Origin of the sequence: Pseudomonas inefficax, assembly GCF_032164165.1 — a bacterium.
Classification (GTDB): Bacteria; Pseudomonadota; Gammaproteobacteria; order Pseudomonadales; family Pseudomonadaceae; genus Aquipseudomonas; species Aquipseudomonas inefficax.
In genome coordinates, this window is sequence record NZ_CP134401.1 from 3,666,726 (window position 1) to 3,682,473 (window position 15,748).

Annotated in this window: 21 protein-coding genes; 11 read left to right on the forward strand and 10 right to left on the reverse strand. The window is 62.5% G+C overall.

Annotated features, from left to right (window positions below; all coding sequences use genetic code 11):
* Positions 1-20 precede the first annotated feature (20 nt).
* The 3 genes from RIN61_RS16515 (at position 21) to RIN61_RS16525 (ending at position 2,478) form a co-directional block, all read left to right on the forward strand.
* Entirely contained in the window at positions 21-422 is a 402-nt protein-coding gene (locus RIN61_RS16515; RefSeq protein WP_025337819.1) for a hypothetical protein, read from the forward strand.
* Entirely contained in the window at positions 415-1,791 is a 1,377-nt protein-coding gene (locus RIN61_RS16520; protein ID WP_112250774.1) for a class II fumarate hydratase, read from the forward strand. Before RIN61_RS16515 ends, RIN61_RS16520 begins: the two co-directional genes overlap by 8 nt.
* 75 nt (positions 1,792-1,866) lie before the next feature.
* Complete coding sequence (locus RIN61_RS16525) at positions 1,867-2,478, forward strand: superoxide dismutase (RefSeq protein ID WP_112251137.1); 612 nt, start codon at positions 1,867-1,869, stop codon at positions 2,476-2,478.
* Positions 2,479-2,923: 445 nt separating this feature from the next.
* Here the strand turns inward: RIN61_RS16525 and RIN61_RS16530 are convergent, their stop codons facing one another.
* From RIN61_RS16530 to RIN61_RS16575, 10 genes are all read right to left on the reverse strand, one after another.
* Complete coding sequence (locus tag RIN61_RS16530; protein ID WP_112250776.1) at positions 2,924-3,196, reverse strand: HPr family phosphocarrier protein; 273 nt, start codon at positions 3,194-3,196, stop codon at positions 2,924-2,926.
* Between the two features lie 19 nt (positions 3,197-3,215).
* Positions 3,216-4,070 (reverse strand): RNase adapter RapZ, encoded by an 855-nt coding sequence (gene rapZ / locus RIN61_RS16535; protein WP_112250778.1) that lies wholly within the window; start codon positions 4,068-4,070, stop codon positions 3,216-3,218.
* Positions 4,071-4,072: 2 nt separating this feature from the next.
* Positions 4,073-4,537: a PTS IIA-like nitrogen regulatory protein PtsN gene (gene ptsN, locus RIN61_RS16540; protein ID WP_015269060.1), complete on the reverse strand. Its 465-nt coding sequence runs from the start codon at positions 4,535-4,537 to the stop codon at positions 4,073-4,075.
* 12 nt (positions 4,538-4,549) lie between these two features.
* On the reverse strand, positions 4,550-4,858 hold the full coding sequence (gene hpf / locus RIN61_RS16545; protein ID WP_003255135.1) for a ribosome hibernation-promoting factor, HPF/YfiA family: 309 nt from the start codon (positions 4,856-4,858) through the stop codon (positions 4,550-4,552).
* A 79-nt stretch (positions 4,859-4,937) separates the two neighbouring features.
* Positions 4,938-6,431, reverse strand: a complete 1,494-nt coding sequence (locus RIN61_RS16550; RefSeq protein WP_112250780.1) for an RNA polymerase factor sigma-54 — start codon at positions 6,429-6,431, stop codon at positions 4,938-4,940.
* Positions 6,432-6,606: 175 nt separating this feature from the next.
* On the reverse strand, positions 6,607-7,332 hold the full coding sequence (gene lptB, locus RIN61_RS16555; RefSeq protein WP_003255132.1) for an LPS export ABC transporter ATP-binding protein: 726 nt from the start codon (positions 7,330-7,332) through the stop codon (positions 6,607-6,609).
* On the reverse strand, positions 7,333-7,857 hold the full coding sequence (gene lptA, locus RIN61_RS16560) for a lipopolysaccharide transport periplasmic protein LptA (RefSeq protein ID WP_112250782.1): 525 nt from the start codon (positions 7,855-7,857) through the stop codon (positions 7,333-7,335).
* The gene (gene lptC / locus RIN61_RS16565; protein ID WP_046615766.1) at positions 7,844-8,416 is read right to left on the reverse strand and encodes an LPS export ABC transporter periplasmic protein LptC; all 573 of its coding nucleotides are present in this window, start codon (positions 8,414-8,416) and stop codon (positions 7,844-7,846) included. Before lptC ends, lptA begins: the two co-directional genes overlap by 14 nt.
* Positions 8,417-8,424: 8 nt before the next feature.
* Positions 8,425-8,949 (reverse strand): KdsC family phosphatase, encoded by a 525-nt coding sequence (locus RIN61_RS16570; RefSeq protein WP_112250784.1) that lies wholly within the window; start codon positions 8,947-8,949, stop codon positions 8,425-8,427.
* Between the two features lie 12 nt (positions 8,950-8,961).
* Complete coding sequence (locus RIN61_RS16575; RefSeq protein WP_003257920.1) at positions 8,962-9,936, reverse strand: KpsF/GutQ family sugar-phosphate isomerase; 975 nt, start codon at positions 9,934-9,936, stop codon at positions 8,962-8,964.
* A gap of 248 nt (positions 9,937-10,184) precedes the next feature.
* On the opposite strand from RIN61_RS16575, the gene RIN61_RS16580 reads away from it, so the two are divergent.
* The 8 genes from RIN61_RS16580 to hisG all read left to right on the forward strand — a co-directional run bounded on the left by RIN61_RS16580 (position 10,185) and on the right by hisG (position 15,681).
* On the forward strand, positions 10,185-10,994 hold the full coding sequence (locus RIN61_RS16580; protein WP_012270662.1) for an ATP-binding cassette domain-containing protein: 810 nt from the start codon (positions 10,185-10,187) through the stop codon (positions 10,992-10,994).
* Positions 10,994-11,791, forward strand: coding sequence for a lipid asymmetry maintenance ABC transporter permease subunit MlaE (gene mlaE / locus RIN61_RS16585; RefSeq protein ID WP_013971083.1), 798 nt, complete (start codon positions 10,994-10,996; stop codon positions 11,789-11,791). The genes RIN61_RS16580 and mlaE overlap by 1 nt, the downstream gene beginning before the upstream one ends.
* Positions 11,791-12,276, forward strand: coding sequence for an outer membrane lipid asymmetry maintenance protein MlaD (mlaD, locus tag RIN61_RS16590; protein WP_003257921.1), 486 nt, complete (start codon positions 11,791-11,793; stop codon positions 12,274-12,276). The genes mlaE and mlaD overlap by 1 nt, the downstream gene beginning before the upstream one ends.
* A 9-nt stretch (positions 12,277-12,285) precedes the next feature.
* Positions 12,286-12,933 (forward strand): MlaC/ttg2D family ABC transporter substrate-binding protein, encoded by a 648-nt coding sequence (locus tag RIN61_RS16595; RefSeq protein ID WP_196179828.1) that lies wholly within the window; start codon positions 12,286-12,288, stop codon positions 12,931-12,933.
* Positions 12,930-13,232: an STAS domain-containing protein gene (locus RIN61_RS16600; RefSeq protein WP_207877681.1), complete on the forward strand. Its 303-nt coding sequence runs from the start codon at positions 12,930-12,932 to the stop codon at positions 13,230-13,232. The genes RIN61_RS16595 and RIN61_RS16600 overlap by 4 nt, the downstream gene beginning before the upstream one ends.
* A gap of 117 nt (positions 13,233-13,349) precedes the next feature.
* On the forward strand, positions 13,350-13,589 hold the full coding sequence (locus RIN61_RS16605; protein WP_003255121.1) for a BolA family protein: 240 nt from the start codon (positions 13,350-13,352) through the stop codon (positions 13,587-13,589).
* 23 nt (positions 13,590-13,612) lie between these two features.
* The gene (gene murA / locus RIN61_RS16610) at positions 13,613-14,878 is read left to right on the forward strand and encodes a UDP-N-acetylglucosamine 1-carboxyvinyltransferase (RefSeq protein WP_112250789.1); all 1,266 of its coding nucleotides are present in this window, start codon (positions 13,613-13,615) and stop codon (positions 14,876-14,878) included.
* Between the two features lie 167 nt (positions 14,879-15,045).
* Entirely contained in the window at positions 15,046-15,681 is a 636-nt protein-coding gene (gene hisG / locus RIN61_RS16615; protein ID WP_003257924.1) for an ATP phosphoribosyltransferase, read from the forward strand.
* Positions 15,682-15,748 lie beyond the last annotated feature (67 nt).

Consider the following 15,748-nt stretch of genomic DNA (forward strand, 5'->3'; position numbering starts at 1 on the left):
CATTATCCAGTAACCCGGCGATGATGTTCATGAAGCCCGTCCTCCGCGAACTGCCCTACCTGGAAAACTGGCGCTGGCTCAGCCGCCGCATCCGCTGTGCGCTCGAGCCCGACGAGCCGCGTCTGATCGAGCATTACCTGGCTGAAGGCCGCTATCTGGTGTGCTGCACCGAGACCTCGCCGTGGACGGTGGCACTGACCTCCTTCCGCCTGCTGCTGGATACCGCCTGCGACCGCATGCTGCCCTGGCATTGGCGCTGCCTGTGCCTGGACCAGGCCTGGCGCCCACTGCTGGACCTGCGCAACCTCGACCGCGAGGCGCAAAACCAGCGTTGGCAGCCCTATGCCCTGCAGTTGGCCAATTGCCGCCTGCTGCCGTCGATCTCTCCCGATGAACTGATGCAAGGATTTGATGATGAGTGATACCCGTATCGAGCGTGACAGCATGGGCGAACTGCAGGTGCCGGCCCAGGCCCTGTACGGTGCCCAGACCCAGCGCGCGGTCGACAACTTCCCGGTCAGCGGCCAGCGCATGCCGGCCCAGTTCATTCGCGCACTGCTGCTGGCCAAGGCCGCCGCAGCCAAGGCCAACGTCGAACTGGAGCAGCTGTCGAGCGCGCAAGGGCAGGCCATCGTAACCGCAGTCGAGCAACTGCTGGCGGGTGACTTCATCCAGCATTTCCCGGTGGATGTGTTCCAGACCGGCTCCGGTACCAGCTCGAACATGAACGCCAACGAGGTGATCGCCACGCTGGCCAGCCGCGTGCTGGGTGAGGCGGTCAACGCCAACGACCACGTCAACTGTGGCCAGAGCAGCAACGACATCATCCCGACCACCATTCATGTCAGCGCCGCTCTGGCCCTGCACGAGCAGCTGCTGCCTGCCCTGGCGCACCTGGTACAGGTGATAGAGGCCAAGTCGGCACAGGTGCATCAGTACGTGAAGACTGGTCGCACCCACCTGATGGACGCCATGCCAGTGCGCATGAGCCAGGTGCTCGATGGCTGGGCGGCGCAGATCAGTGGCGCCAAGGCACACATCGAAGCGACCCTGCCGAGCTTGCAGGCGCTGGCCCAGGGTGGCACTGCCGTGGGCACCGGCATCAACGCCCATCCACGGTTCGCTGCCGGTTTCGCCCATCAGCTCAGCGGCCTGACTCAGGTCGAGTTCACCCCCGGGCAGAACCTGTTCGCCCTGATCGGCTCGCAGGACACCGCCGTGGCCCTGTCTGGCCAGCTCAAGACTGCCGCCGTGGCGCTGATGAAGATCGCCAACGACTTGCGCTGGATGAACTCCGGCCCGCTGGCCGGGCTGGGCGAAATCGAACTGCAAGGTCTGCAGCCGGGCTCTTCGATCATGCCAGGCAAGGTCAACCCGGTGATCCCGGAGGCCACCGCCATGGTCGCCGCCCAGGTGATCGGCAATGACGCCACCATCGCCATCGCAGGCCAATCCGGCAACTTCGAGCTGAACGTGATGCTGCCGGTGATCGCCCGCAACCTGCTGGAGAGCATCGAACTGATGGCCAACGTCAGCCGCCTGCTCGCCGACAAGGCCATCGCCAGCTTCAAGGTCAACGAAAGCAAGCTCAAGGAAGCCCTGGCCCGCAACCCGATTCTGGTCACGGCGCTCAACCCGATCATCGGTTACCTCAAGGCCGCCGAAATCGCCAAGACCGCCTACAAGCAGGGGCGTCCGATCATCGATGTGGCGCTGGAGCATACCGACCTGTCGCGTGACCAGCTGGAAGCGCTGCTGGACCCGGAAAAACTCACTGCCGGTGGTATCTGACCCCGAGTCACGGCCCAAGCGCCAGCGATGGCCGCGTTGGTCATCGCCCAACCCATGCCTACGGAATTCACTGATATGCCCCATACCTTGCCTGCACTGCCTTACGCCTACACTGCGCTGGAACCGCACATCGACGCGCAGACCATGGAAATCCACCACTCCAGGCACCACCAGGCCTATGTCAATGGCCTCAACGCCGCCATCGAAGGCACCGAATGGGCTGAATGGCCGGTGGAAAAGCTGCTCGGCGCGGTCGGGCAATTGCCGGAAAACCTTCGTGGTGCAGTGATCAACCATGGCGGTGGGCACGCCAACCACAGCCTGTTCTGGACCGTGATGTCGCCGCAGGGTGGGGGAGAGCCGCAGGGCGCTCTGGCGCAGGCCGTCGATGCCCAGCTGGGCGGCTTCGCTGCCTTCAAGGAGGCCTTCACCAAGGCTGCGTTGACCCGCTTCGGCAGTGGCTGGGCCTGGCTCAGCGTGAGCCCGCAGAAAACCCTGGTGGTGGAAAGCAGCGGCAACCAGGACAGCCCGCTGATGCATGGCAACACGCCAATCCTCGGCCTGGACGTGTGGGAGCATGCCTACTACCTGAAGTACCAGAACCGTCGTCCGGAATACATCGGTGCCTTCTATAACGTCATTGACTGGGCGGAAGTGGAGCGCCGCTACCTCGAAACCCTGAAGTGAGTCTACCCGGTATGCGCTCTCAGATGATGTCTGTCAGCCGTGTGCGCCTGTTTCGCCTGGCGCTTGGGACTTTGCTGTTGCTGGCAGGCACTGCGCTGCTATTGGCGCGCGGCTTCGCCTGGTTGGACCTGGTCTGGCCAGCTTGGGGCTGTGCATCGGTTTGCGCCGGATGATGGGGCGTTCACCGGCTTCGCTGTGGGAGCGGCACATAACTCATTGAATTAGCGGGGACGCTGTGGAAGCGGCTTTAGCCGCGAACACCGGCGCAGCCGGTGCCATGCACCGCGTTGGATTCTTCGCGGCTAAAGCCGCTCCCACAGGGTACGCGTACCGCTTGCGAATTCAGTTCTCTACGCGATAGCGCAGCCCAAAGGACTGGGCAATCTCCCACAGGCGTTGTGCGCAAAAACGCTGTTCCCACACGGACCGTGCGGGCCAGCGAAATTCATTCGCCTTCGTCGAAGAAGTTGTTGATCAGCTCGACCAGCGCATCCATGGCTTCAACGTCCTGCTCACCTTCGGTATACAGGTGCACCTGGGTACCTTTGCCTGCTGCCAGCATCATCACCGCCATGATGCTCTTGCCATCCACCAGTTTGTCCGGTGCACGCCCAACCCTGACCTGGCAGGGGAAGCGGCCGGCAACGCCGACGAACTTGGCTGCCGCCCGGGCATGCAGACCCAGCTTGTTGATGATGGTGATTTCACGGGCGGGCATCGTGGGGCGGATCCTTGGGCTAGAGGTCGCGGTGGCGGACCTGGACGTTTTTCAGGGATTGCTGCAGCAACTGGCCAAGGCGCTCGGTGATGTACACCGAGCGGTGGTGGCCGCCGGTGCAGCCAATGGCAATGGTGACGTAGGCACGGTTGCTGGCGGCGAAGCGGGGCAGCCACTTGAGCAGGTAGCTGGAAATGTCGTTGAACATCTCTTCGACATCCGCCTGTGCGGCCAGGTAGTCGATCACCGGTTGCTCAAGGCCGGAGTGCTCACGCAGTTCGGGCTTCCAGTAGGGGTTGGGCAGGCAGCGCACATCGAACACCAGGTCGGCATCGACCGGCATTCCGCGCTTGAAACCGAACGACTCGACCAGGAACGCCGTTCCAGGTTCGGGCTGGTTGAGCAGGCGCAGCTTGATCGAATCACGCAGCTGGTACAGGTTCAGGCTGGTAGTGTCGATCTTCAGGTCGGCCAGGTCTGCAATCGGCCCCAGTAATTCGCTTTCCACCCGAATCGCTTCCGCGAGCGAGCGGTCGGCGTTGGTCAGCGGGTGGCGTCGGCGGGTTTCCGAGAAGCGCTTGAGCAGTACGTCTTCGTCGGCATCCAGGTACAGCACGTCGCACTGGATATGCCGGGCGCGGGCTTCTTCGAGCAACTCGGGGAAACGCGTCAGGTGGCTGGGCAGGTTGCGTGCGTCGATCGACACGGCAACCTTGGGTTGCAGTAATTCGGTGTTGATCAGCGCATTTTCCGCCAGCTGCGGCAGCAGCCCGGCGGGCAGGTTGTCAATGCAGTAGAAACCGTTGTCTTCCAGGACATCGAGGGCGGTGCTCTTGCCGGAGCCGGACCGGCCGCTGACGATGATCAGGCGCATGTTCAGTGCTCGTTCTGTACGTCCAGGACAACCTGGAACAGGGCCTCGCTGCTGGTGGCCGCACGCAGGCGATCACGGACCTCCTTGCGATCGAGCATGCTGGCAATCTGGCGCAGCAGTTCCAGATGGGCATCGGTGGCGGCTTCTGGCACCAGCAGGACGAACAGCAGGTCCACCGGCGCGCCATCGATGGCGTCGTAGTCGATAGGCGCTTCCAGGTGCAGCAGGGCGCTGACCGGAGCGGAACATCCTTCAAGCCGACAGTGCGGGATGGCGATGCCGTTGCCGAAACCGGTCGAGCCGAGTTTTTCCCGGGCGACCAGTTTTTCGAAGACGTCCTGCATCTCCAGTTCGGGCACTTGTTCGGCGATGACGGTGGCGACCTTTTCCAGGGCGCGCTTCTTGCTGCCGCCCGGCACGTTCACGAGGGAACGGCCGGGGGTCAGGATGGTTTCAAGTCGGATCATGGATGAGGGGGATCAGCGGGCGGCTGCACCTTGCAGCAGGCTTTGCTGTTTTTCCTTGTGTTTTTTCAGTTGGCGGTCGAGCTTGTCGGCCAAGGCGTCGATCGCTGCATACATGTCTTCGTGTTCGGCGTTGGCAACCACTTCGCCGCCGGGAATCTGCAAGGTCGCCTCGACCTTCTGCTGCAGCTTCTCGACTTTCATGATGACCTGCACGTTGGTGATCTTGTCGAAGTGACTTTCCACGCGAGCGAGCTTTTCAAGCACATAATCGCGCAGTGGCTGGGTGACTTCTACATGCTGTCCACTGATATTGACTTGCATACAGCTTCTCCTTTGTTGCCCGTGCATAAAGAGGCAGGTCTTGCACCTGCCCCACAAACGCTGTGGCACATCTCAGGGGCTACATCAGTCGCTTGCGCTCGCTCGACGGTGCGATGCCGAGGGACTCGCGGTACTTGGCGACGGTGCGACGGGCTACCTGGATGCCTTGTGCCTCCAGTAAACCAGCGATCTTGCTGTCACTCAATGGCTTTTTCTGATTTTCCGCCGCAACCAGTTTCTTGATGATCGCGCGGATCGCCGTAGACGAGCATTCTCCGCCTTCGGAGGTGCTGACGTGGCTGGAGAAAAAGTATTTCAGTTCGTAGATGCCACGCGGCGTGTGCATGTATTTCTGCGTGGTTACCCGCGAAATGGTCGACTCGTGCATGCCCACCGCTTCGGCGATGTCATGCAGCACCAGAGGCTTCATCGCTTCGTCGCCGTGGTCGAGGAAGCCGCGCTGGTGCTCGACGATCTGCGTGGCCACCTTCATCAGGGTTTCGTTGCGGCTTTGCAGGCTCTTGATGAACCAGCGCGCTTCCTGCAGCTGGTTGCGCATGAAGGTGTTGTCGGCGCTGGTGTCGGCCCGGCGCACGAAGCCGGCGTACTGCGGGTTGACGCGCAGGCGCGGAATGGCCTCCTGGTTCAGCTCTACCAGCCAGCGGTCGCTGTCCTTGCGTACGATGACGTCGGGTACCACGTACTCAGGCTCGCTGGACTCAATCTGCGAGCCGGGGCGCGGGTTGAGGCTTTGTACCAGCTCGATGACCTGGCGCAGCTCGTCTTCCTTGATTTTCATGCGACGCATCAGCTGGCTGTAGTCACGGCTGCCGAGCAGGTCGATGAAGTCGCTGACCAGGCGCTTGGCTTCGGCCATCCACGGGGTGCTCGCGGGCAGCTGGCGCAGTTGCAGCAACAGGCATTCGCCAAGGGTGCGGGCGGCAACGCCGGCTGGCTCGAACTGCTGGATGCGGTGCAGTACAGCTTCGACTTCGTCCAGCTCGATATCCAGCTCCGGGTCGAAACCGGCGCAGATCTCCTCGAGGGTGTCTTCCAGGTAGCCCTGGCCGTTGATGCTGTCGATCAGGGTGACGGCGATCAGGCGGTCGGTGTCGGACATCGGGGCCAGGTTGAGTTGCCACAACAGGTGGCTTTGCAGGCTTTCGCCGGCCGATGTACGGGTGGTGAAGTCCCACTCGTCGTCGTCGTTGCTCGGCAGGCTGCTGGCACTGGTCTGGTAGATGTCTTCCCAGGCGGTGTCGACCGGCAGCTCGTTGGGGATGCGCTCGCTCCACTCACCGTCTTCCAGGGTGTCGGCACTGGTGGTGCTTTCCTGGAAGCTGTTGTCCTGGACTTCGGCGGCCGGCTTGTTTTCGGCGTTGTCCGCCATCGGGTCGCTGTTGTCGAAGTCGTCGCCGTCTTCCTGACGTTCGAGCATCGGGTTCGACTCCAGCGCTTCCTGGATTTCCTGTTGGAGGTCCAGGGTAGAAAGCTGGAGCAGGCGGATGGCCTGTTGCAACTGCGGGGTCATCGTCAGTTGCTGGCCCATTTTTAGGACGAGCGATGGTTTCATGGCTGGGGCTTAATACCTTGTTCGCCGGCGCGCATGCGCCATCCACTACACGAGGGCGCCGGGGCGCCGGATAAAGCAAGTTTTATGCCTTAAATTGTAGCGTTTGCCTAGAGTACCGTAACAACTTTACCCGGGTTGCAGGGCGATTTGCCGGTACTCCAGGCGCGTGCCGGGCTCAGAGCCGGAACTCGTGGCCCAGGTAAACCTCTTTGACCAGGTCGTTGGCCAGGATGGTTTCGGCGTCGCCTTCGGCGATCAGCCGGCCATCATTGACGATATAGGCGGTTTCGCAGATATCCAGGGTCTCACGCACGTTGTGGTCGGTGATCAGTACGCCGATACCCTTGGCCTTGAGGTGATGGATGATCTGCTTGATGTCGCCGACCGAAATCGGGTCGACACCGGCAAACGGTTCGTCCAGCAGGATGAACTTGGGTGCGGTCGCCAGCGCGCGGGCAATTTCCACGCGGCGGCGCTCACCACCGGAAAGGCTCATGCCGAGGTTGTCGCGAATGTGGCTGATGTGGAACTCCTGCAGCAGGCTTTCCAGCTCTTTGCGCCGGCCGTCGCGGTCGAGGTCCTTGCGGGTCTCGAGGATGGCCATGATGTTGTCGGCCACCGACAGCTTGCGGAAGATCGAGGCTTCCTGTGGCAGGTAGCCGATGCCGGCGCGGGCGCGACCATGCATGGGCTGGTGGCTGACATCGAGGTTGTCGATCAGCACGCGCCCCTGTTCGGCCTGGACCAGGCCGACGATCATGTAGAAGCAGGTGGTCTTGCCGGCGCCGTTGGGGCCGAGCAGGCCGACGATCTGGCCGCTGTCGATCGACAGGCTGACGTCACGCACGACCTGCCGCCCCTTGTAACTCTTGGCCAGGTGCTGGGCTTTGAGGGTTGCCATTTACTCGGCCTTCTTCTTGGGCTGGATCACCATGTCGATACGCTGACGCGGCGAAGTCACGTTGCCACCACGACCGGCGGTTGCCACCTGGGTCTTGGTGTTGTAGACGATCTTCTCGCCTTCGGTCGTGTTGCCTTCGTTCTCGACTTTGGCGCGGTCGGTGAGAACCACCAGGTCTTTCTGCGCCTGATACTGGATGGTCACGCCCCAGCCTTTCATCTTGTCCGGTTTGGCTGCGCTCTGCTGCTGCTCGAAGTAGGCCAGGTTGCCCACCGAGGTCACCACATCGATATCGCCGGAGGCGGAACGGGTGATGGTCACGGTGTTGCCTTTGATCATCATCGAACCCTGGGTGATGATCACGTCGCCGGTGTAGGTGGCCACACCCTGCTTGTCGTCCAGGTGGGCGTTGTCGGCCTGGATACGGATAGGCTGGTCACGGTCATTCGGCAGGGCGAGGGCGCTCGCGCTTCCCAGTGCTGCGCTCAGGCTGAGCAGAAGGGGGAGGGTTTTAACGAGCCTCATACTGTCCTCTTACGTTAGAGAGCAAGTCCATCTTGCCTTCTTTCAAATACGCTTTCATTCCTTTGCCCGTAGTTGTGCCACCGGCGCCGTCGATTCTAACGGCTTGCTCGGTCTGCGCATATTGCTTCTGCGGGAACACGGTCATGCGTGAGCTGGTAATGATCATTTCGCGCTGCTTTTCGTCGGTCCGGGCGACCCGTACGTTGTCGATCAGTTCGACTTCGCTGCCGTCCGGGTTGACTTCGGCGCGGGTGCTCTGCACATGCCAGGGGTATTCGGTGCCGCGATACAGGTGCAGGTCCGGCGTGGTCAGCAGAGTGATTTCACTGGCCTTGAGGTGCTCGACCTTGTCCGCGGTCATTTCGTACTGCAGCTTGCCGTCGGGCAGGAACTGCAGGCTGTGGGCGTTGACCGCATAGTAGTCGATGGCGCTTTCGTCGACCTGGGCCACCGGCTTGTCGAGGAAGCTTTCCGGGCTGACATTCCAGTAGCCGATCGCTACCAGCAGCGCGGCGATCACTGCGAGCAGCGCAATGTTGCGGGCTTTCTTGCTGAACATGGGCAGCCTTACAGGTAATTGGCGTTGGCAGCGTCCAGGGTGCCCTGGGCGTGCATGATCAGTTCGCAGAATTCACGGGCTGCGCCTTCGCCGCCACGTGCCTGGGTCACGCCATGGGCGTGCTGGCGAACGAACGGCGCGGCGTTGGCCACCGCCATGCCCAGGGCGACCCGGCGGATCACCGGGAGGTCGGGCAGGTCGTCGCCCAGGTAGGCCACTTGAGCATAGCTCAGGCCCAGTTCGGCGAGCAGGCCATCGAGCACCACCAGTTTATCTTCGCGGCCCTGGTACAGGTGCGGGATGCCGAGGTTCTTCGCCCGGCGCTCGACTACCGGGGTCTTGCGCCCGCTGATGATCGCGGTGGTAACGCCCGAGGCCATGAGCATCTTGATGCCTTGGCCGTCGAGGGTGTTGAAGGTCTTGAATTCGCTGCCGTCCTCGAGGAAGTACAGGCGCCCGTCGGTGAGCACGCCGTCCACGTCGAACACTGCCAGCTTGATGTGCTTGCCGCGTTGCATGAGGTCCTGGTTCATTCCATTGCTCCTTTACATCACGCCGGCGCGCAGCAGGTCGTGCATGTTCAGGGCGCCGGTGGGGCGGTCCTCGCGGTCCACCACCACCAGGGCGCCGATCTTGTGGTCTTCCATGATCTTCAGGGCCTCGGCCGCGAGCATTTCGGCGCGGGCCGTCTTGCCGTGCACGGTCATGACCTGGTCGATCAGGGTGGTGTGGACGTCGATGTTGCGGTCCAGGCTGCGGCGCAGGTCGCCGTCGGTGAAGATCCCGGCCAGCTTGCCGTCGGCTTCGACGATCACGGTCATGCCCAGGCCTTTGCGGGACATTTCAAGGAGCGCGTCCTTGAGCAGGGTGCCGCGGGGCACCTGGGGCAGTTCGTCGCCGGCGTGCATCACGTTCTCCACCTTGAGCAGCAGGCGACGGCCCAATGCGCCACCCGGGTGCGAGAAGGCAAAGTCCTCGGCGGTGAAGCCGCGGGCTTCGAGCAGGGCAATGGCCAGCGCGTCGCCCAGCACCAGCGATGCGGTGGTGGAGGAGGTGGGGGCCAGGTTCAGCGGGCAGGCCTCTTGCTCGACGCGGGCGTCGAGGTTGACCTCGGCAGCCTGGGCCAATGGCGAGTCCGGGTTGCCGGTCAGGCTTATCAGCTTGATGCCCAGGCGCTTGATCAGTGGCAGCAGGGTGACGATTTCGGCGGTGCTGCCGGAATTCGACAGGGCAAGGATGACATCATCGCGGGTGATCATGCCCATGTCGCCATGGCTGGCTTCGGCCGGGTGCACGAAAAACGCCGGTGTGCCGGTGCTGGCCAGGGTGGCGGCGATCTTGTTGCCGATGTGCCCGGACTTGCCCATGCCGACCACGACGACCCGGCCCTTGCTGGCCAGGATCAGTTCGCAGGCCTTGACGAAATTGTCGTCGATGCGCGCCAGCAGGGCCTCTACGGCCTCGAGTTCCAGGCGCAGGGTGCGTTGGGCGGATTGGATCAGCTCGCTGGATTGGCTCATGTCGAAAAAGCAATGCCTGATGAAAAGGCGGCGATTATAGCTGCAATGAAAGAAACCCTCACGCTTTCGATTGCCGTGGTGAATGTCTCGCCAGCCTGTCGCAGGGCTGAACGAGTCGCTAGCCGACCTTGGGGCGGCGCTGTCAGCGGTGCTATAGTTCGCCGCTATTCGGCCTGCCAGGGGCGCTTGTGCCTTCCAGATGAAGGCCGACGTCCATTAGGACAAGGCTGCACTAGCAAGGAGTCTAGATGAGTGTGGATAGCGCCTACGCGGTCGAGTTGAAGGGGGTTACCTTCAAACGCGGTTCGCGCAGCATTTTCAGCAACGTCGACATTCGCATCCCGCGCGGCAAGGTCACCGGTATCATGGGGCCATCGGGTTGCGGCAAGACCACGTTGCTCCGCCTGATGGGCGCGCAGTTGCGCCCCTCCAGCGGTGAGGTCTGGGTTGCCGGGCAGAACCTGCCGACGTTGTCGCGCAGTGACCTGTTCGACGCCCGCAAGCAAATGGGGGTGCTGTTCCAGAGCGGCGCGCTGTTCACCGATCTCGATGTGTTCGAGAACGTCGCGTTCCCGCTGCGCGTGCATACCCAGCTGTCGGACGAGATGATCCGCGATATCGTGCTGATGAAGCTGCAGGCCGTGGGGCTGCGCGGTGCCATCGACCTGATGCCCGACGAGCTGTCCGGTGGCATGAAGCGCCGTGTGGCGCTGGCCCGGGCGATTGCCCTGGACCCGCAGATCCTCATGTACGACGAGCCGTTCGTCGGCCAGGACCCAATTGCCATGGGTGTATTGGTGCGTCTGATCCGCTTGCTGAACGACGCCTTGGGTATCACCAGCATCGTCGTTTCCCACGACCTGGCGGAAACTGCCAGCATCGCCGACTACATCTATGTGGTAGGTGACGGCCAGGTGCTGGGCCAGGGGACGCCTGACGAGCTGATGGGCTCGGACAACCCCCGTATTCGCCAATTCATGAAGGGCGACCCGGACGGCCCGGTGCCTTTCCACTTCCCTGCGCCTGACTACCGCGCCGACCTGCTGGGAGCGCGTTGATGCGCAGAAAATCCTTACTCGAACGCGTCCGCCTGCTGGGGCGCTCGGCCATCGACGTGCTGGCCGTGCTGGGGCGCTCCTGCCTGTTCCTGTTCCATGCGCTGATCGGCCGTGGCGGCATTGGTGGCGGCTTCCAGCTGCTGACCAAACAGCTGTACTCGGTGGGCGTGCTGTCGCTTGCGATCATCGTCGTGTCCGGGGTGTTCATCGGCATGGTGCTGGCGCTGCAGGGCTTCAGCATCCTGACCAAGTACGGCTCGGAGCAGGCAGTGGGGCAAATGGTCGCCCTGACCCTGCTGCGCGAGCTCGGCCCGGTGGTGACGGCGTTGCTGTTCGCCGGCCGTGCCGGTTCGGCGCTGACCGCAGAAATCGGCAACATGAAGTCCACCGAGCAGTTGTCGAGCCTTGAAATGATCGGCGTCGACCCGCTCAAGTACATCGTTGCGCCGCGCCTGTGGGCCGGTTTCATCTCGCTGCCGTTGCTGGCGCTGATTTTCAGCGTGGTCGGTATCTGGGGTGGCTCGTGGGTGGCGGTGGACTGGCTGGGCGTCTACGAGGGCTCGTTCTGGGCCAACATGCAGAACAGTGTTTCGTTCACCGACGACGTGCTCAACGGGCTGATCAAGAGCCTGGTATTTGCCTTCGTCACGACCTGGATCGCCGTATTCCAGGGGTACGACTGTGAGCCCACCTCAGAAGGGATCAGCCGTGCCACCACCAAGACCGTGGTCTATGCCTCGTTGGCAGTGCTGGGTCTGGACTTTATTCTGACCGCCTTGATGTTTGGAGATTTCTGATGCAAAACCGCACCCTGGAAATCGGTGTCGGCCTGTTCCTTCTGGCCGGGATCCTGGCGCTGCTGCTGCTCGCCCTGCGTGTCAGCGGGCTGTCGGCCAGCCCGAGCAGCGATACCTATAAAGTTTATGCCTACTTCGACAATATCGCCGGTTTGACGGTCAGAGCTAAAGTGACCATGGCCGGTGTGACCATCGGCAAGGTTACCGCCATCGATCTGGACCGTGATTCCTACACCGGTCGAGTGACGCTGCAACTGGACAAGTCGGTGGACAACCTGCCGACCGACTCCACGGCCTCGATCCTCACTGCCGGGTTGCTTGGCGAGAAGTACATCGGCATCAGCGTGGGCGGTGAGGACCAGGTGCTCAAGGACGGCGGGACCATCCACGACACCCAGTCGGCGCTGGTGCTGGAAGATCTGATTGGCAAGTTCCTGCTCAACTCCGTTGGCAAGGAACCGAAAGAAGCGCAACCGGCTAATTAAGGAGTTTCCATGATTTCGATCCTGCGACGTGGCCTGCTGGTCCTGCTGGCGGCCTTCCCCCTGATGGCAATGGCCGCGCAGTCGCCGCACGATGTGGTGCAGAGCACCACCACCGAACTGCTGGGTGAGCTCAAGGCCAACAAGGAGCAGTACAAGTCCAACCCGCAAGCGTTCTACGACACCCTTGACCGGATCCTCGCGCCTGTGGTCGATGCCGACGGTATTTCCAGAAGCATCATGACCGTCAAGTACTCGCGCAAGGCCACGCCTGAGCAGATGCAGCGCTTCCAGGAAAACTTCAAGCGCAGCCTGTTCCAGTTCTACGGTAACGCGCTGCTGGAGTACAACAACCAGGGTATCGTCGTAGACCCGGCCAAGGCCGATGACGGCAAGCGCGCCTCCGTAGGCATGAAGGTCACCGGCAACAATGGCGCCGTGTACCCGGTGCAGTACACCCTGGAAAATCTGGGTGGCGAATGGAAAGTGCGTAACGTGATCGTCAACGGCATCAACATCGGCAAGCTGTTCCGCGACCAGTTCGCCGACGCCATGCAGCGCAATGGCGGCGACCTGGACAAGACCATCGACGGCTGGGCCGGCGAAGTGGCCAAGGCCAAGCAGGCTGCCGACAACTCGCCAGAGAAGACCGTCAAATGAGTGAGGCCGGTGTAAGCATGGCCGAGCCGGGCGTGCTGCGCCTGGAAGGCGTGCTGGACTATCGCAGCGGGCCGGCCCTGCGCAAGCAGGGCAAGGCGCTGATCGCGGCCTGCCGCGAGGCGCAGATGGTGCTCGATTGCTCGGCAGTGCAGCGCTCCACCAGTGTCGGCCTGTCGTTGCTGCTGGCTTTCATGCGCGATGCCCAGGCCACCGGCAAGGGGTGCCTGGTGCGCGGCATGCCTGACGACATGCGGGAAATTGCCGAGGTCTATGACCTCGATGAAGTGCTGGCAACCTGATGGCCCGGCACGGATGATGGCCCCTCGGTCAGCGAAGCCCTCGTTGGGCTTCGCAGGCGAGGGGCTTTTTTGTATGATGGCCGACCCGTGCGCATCGGGCGCCGATTGAGGTTGAGCATGCAGGCCGTAGAAGTTAAAAGCTTCCTTGAAGAGAAATTGCCGGGTTCCCGGGTCGAAGTTGAAGGCGAAGGCTGCAACTTCCAGTTGAACGTGATCAGCGACGAGTTGGCTGGCCTGAGCCCGGTCAAACGCCAGCAGGCGATCTATGCTCACCTGAATCCGTGGATCGCCAATGGCAGCATCCATGCGGTAACCATGAAATTTTTCAGCAGCGCAGCCTGGGCTGAGCGCACCTGAGCCAACGTGGCGGCGAGATTCCAATGGACAAACTGATTATTACTGGCGGCGCTCGCCTTGATGGCGAGATCCGTATTTCGGGCGCGAAGAACGCAGCCCTGCCGATTCTGGCGGCGACCCTGCTGGCCGACGGCCCGGTCACCGTGGGCAACCTGCCGCACCTGCACGACATCACCACCATGATCGAGCTGTTCGGCCGCATGGGCATCGAGCCGGTGATCGACGAAAAGCTGGCGGTCGAGATCGATCCTCGCACCATCAAGACCCTGGTCGCGCCTTACGAGCTGGTCAAGACCATGCGCGCCTCGATTCTGGTGCTGGGCCCGATGGTCGCCCGTTTCGGCGAGGCCGAAGTGGCCCTGCCTGGCGGTTGCGCCATTGGTTCGCGCCCGGTCGACCTGCACATCCGTGGCCTCGAGGCCATGGGCGCGAAGATCGAAGTCGAAGGCGGCTACATCAAGGCCAAGGCGCCTGAGGGTGGCCTGCGCGGTGCGCACTTCTTCTTCGACACCGTCAGCGTGACCGGTACCGAGAACATCATGATGGCCGCAGCCCTGGCCAAGGGCCGCAGCGTGCTGCAGAACGCCGCGCGCGAGCCGGAAGTGGTCGACCTGGCCAACTTCATCAACGCCATGGGCGGCAACGTCCAGGGCGCTGGTACCGACACCATCGTCATCGATGGCGTCGAGCGCCTGGCTTCGGCCAGCTACCGGGTGATGCCGGACCGTATCGAGACCGGTACCTACCTGGTTGCCGCTGCCGTGACCGGTGGCCGCGTCAAGGTCAAGGACACCGACCCGACCATCCTTGAAGCAGTACTGGAAAAACTCAAGGAAGCCGGCGCCGACATCAACACCGGCGAAGACTGGATCGAGCTGGACATGCACGGCAAGCGGCCGAAAGCCGTCAACCTGCGTACCGCCCCGTACCCGGCGTTCCCGACCGACATGCAGGCGCAGTTCATCTCGCTCAACGCCATTGCCGAAGGCACCGGTGCAGTGATCGAGACGATCTTCGAAAACCGCTTCATGCACGTCTACGAAATGCACCGCATGGGCGCGCAGATCCAGGTCGAAGGCAACACTGCCATCGTCACTGGCGTCAAGGCGCTGAAAGGCGCCCCGGTAATGGCCACCGACCTGCGTGCTTCCGCCAGCCTGGTGCTGTCGGCGCTGGTAGCCGAAGGCGATACCCTGATCGATCGCATCTACCACATCGACCGTGGTTACGAGTGCATCGAAGAAAAACTGCAGATGCTGGGCGCGAAGATCCGTCGCGTACCGGGCTAGTAGCCCTTCGGCATACCGTGTGGGAGCGGGCTTGCCCGCGAATACCGGCAGAGCCGGTGCCATGCACCGCGCTGGTTGCTTTGCGGGCAAGCCCGCTCCCACAATGAATCAAATGCGGTCGGGCTCGACGCCCGGCCGGCAGTAGCCGCTTAAGGACCGACGTTCCAATGTTGACCATCGCGCTTTCCAAAGGCCGTATTCTCGACGATACCCTGCCGTTGCTGGCCGAGGCCGGTATCGTGCCGACCGAGAACCCGGACAAGAGCCGCAAACTGATCATCCCCACCACGCAGGACGATGTGCGCCTGCTGATCGTGCGTGCCACCGACGTGCCGACCTATGTCGAGCATGGTGCCGCCGACCTGGGTGTGGCCGGCAAGGATGTGCTGATGGAGTACGGCGGCCAGGGCCTATACGAGCCCCTGGACCTGCAGATTGCCCGTTGCAAGCTGATGACCGCTGGCGTAGTCGGCGCACCCGAGCCCAAGGGCCGTCTGCGCGTGGCTACCAAGTTCGTCAACGTAGCCAAGCGCTACTACGCCGAACAGGGCCGCCAGGTCGACATCATCAAGCTGTATGGCTCGATGGAGCTGGCACCGCTGATCAACCTCGCCGACAAGATCATCGACGTTGTCGACACCGGCAACACCCTGCGTGCCAACGGCCTGGAGCCCCAGGAACTGATCGCCACGATCAGCTCGCGCCTGGTGGTCAACAAGGCCTCCATGAAAATGCAGCACGCCCGTATCCAGAGCCTGATCGACACGCTGCGCGGAGCGGTCGAATCGCGACACCGCGGCTGACTCACTACCTTCTGTGCGCGACCTTCGCTGTCGCGCCCGTCTATCCGCGTCATAGCCATTTTTCTCG

What these genes read in the sequence shown, in the direction of transcription:
- RIN61_RS16595 (WP_196179828.1), top strand. Translation starts at nt 12,286, where the DNA reads ATGATTTCGATCCTGCGACGTGGCCTGCTGGTCCTGCTGGCGGCCTTC.
- RIN61_RS16580 (WP_012270662.1), top strand. Translation starts at nt 10,185, where the DNA reads ATGAGTGTGGATAGCGCCTACGCGGTCGAGTTGAAGGGGGTTACCTTC.
- hisG (WP_003257924.1), top strand. Translation starts at nt 15,046, where the DNA reads ATGTTGACCATCGCGCTTTCCAAAGGCCGTATTCTCGACGATACCCTG.
- RIN61_RS16530 (WP_112250776.1), bottom strand. Translation starts at nt 3,196, where the DNA reads ATGCCCGCCCGTGAAATCACCATCATCAACAAGCTGGGTCTGCATGCC.
- RIN61_RS16525 (WP_112251137.1), top strand. Translation starts at nt 1,867, where the DNA reads ATGCCCCATACCTTGCCTGCACTGCCTTACGCCTACACTGCGCTGGAA.
- lptB (WP_003255132.1), bottom strand. Translation starts at nt 7,332, where the DNA reads ATGGCAACCCTCAAAGCCCAGCACCTGGCCAAGAGTTACAAGGGGCGG.
- RIN61_RS16570 (WP_112250784.1), bottom strand. Translation starts at nt 8,949, where the DNA reads ATGAACCAGGACCTCATGCAACGCGGCAAGCACATCAAGCTGGCAGTG.
- RIN61_RS16600 (WP_207877681.1), top strand. Translation starts at nt 12,930, where the DNA reads ATGAGTGAGGCCGGTGTAAGCATGGCCGAGCCGGGCGTGCTGCGCCTG.
- RIN61_RS16520 (WP_112250774.1), top strand. Translation starts at nt 415, where the DNA reads ATGAGTGATACCCGTATCGAGCGTGACAGCATGGGCGAACTGCAGGTG.
- mlaD (WP_003257921.1), top strand. Translation starts at nt 11,791, where the DNA reads ATGCAAAACCGCACCCTGGAAATCGGTGTCGGCCTGTTCCTTCTGGCC.
- rapZ (WP_112250778.1), bottom strand. Translation starts at nt 4,070, where the DNA reads ATGCGCCTGATCATCGTCAGCGGCCGGTCCGGCTCCGGCAAGAGCACC.
- RIN61_RS16550 (WP_112250780.1), bottom strand. Translation starts at nt 6,431, where the DNA reads ATGAAACCATCGCTCGTCCTAAAAATGGGCCAGCAACTGACGATGACC.
- lptC (WP_046615766.1), bottom strand. Translation starts at nt 8,416, where the DNA reads ATGTTCAGCAAGAAAGCCCGCAACATTGCGCTGCTCGCAGTGATCGCC.
- mlaE (WP_013971083.1), top strand. Translation starts at nt 10,994, where the DNA reads ATGCGCAGAAAATCCTTACTCGAACGCGTCCGCCTGCTGGGGCGCTCG.
- lptA (WP_112250782.1), bottom strand. Translation starts at nt 7,857, where the DNA reads ATGAGGCTCGTTAAAACCCTCCCCCTTCTGCTCAGCCTGAGCGCAGCA.
- RIN61_RS16515 (WP_025337819.1), top strand. Translation starts at nt 21, where the DNA reads ATGATGTTCATGAAGCCCGTCCTCCGCGAACTGCCCTACCTGGAAAAC.
- RIN61_RS16605 (WP_003255121.1), top strand. Translation starts at nt 13,350, where the DNA reads ATGCAGGCCGTAGAAGTTAAAAGCTTCCTTGAAGAGAAATTGCCGGGT.
- ptsN (WP_015269060.1), bottom strand. Translation starts at nt 4,537, where the DNA reads ATGATCCGACTTGAAACCATCCTGACCCCCGGCCGTTCCCTCGTGAAC.
- hpf (WP_003255135.1), bottom strand. Translation starts at nt 4,858, where the DNA reads ATGCAAGTCAATATCAGTGGACAGCATGTAGAAGTCACCCAGCCACTG.
- RIN61_RS16575 (WP_003257920.1), bottom strand. Translation starts at nt 9,936, where the DNA reads ATGAGCCAATCCAGCGAGCTGATCCAATCCGCCCAACGCACCCTGCGC.
- murA (WP_112250789.1), top strand. Translation starts at nt 13,613, where the DNA reads ATGGACAAACTGATTATTACTGGCGGCGCTCGCCTTGATGGCGAGATC.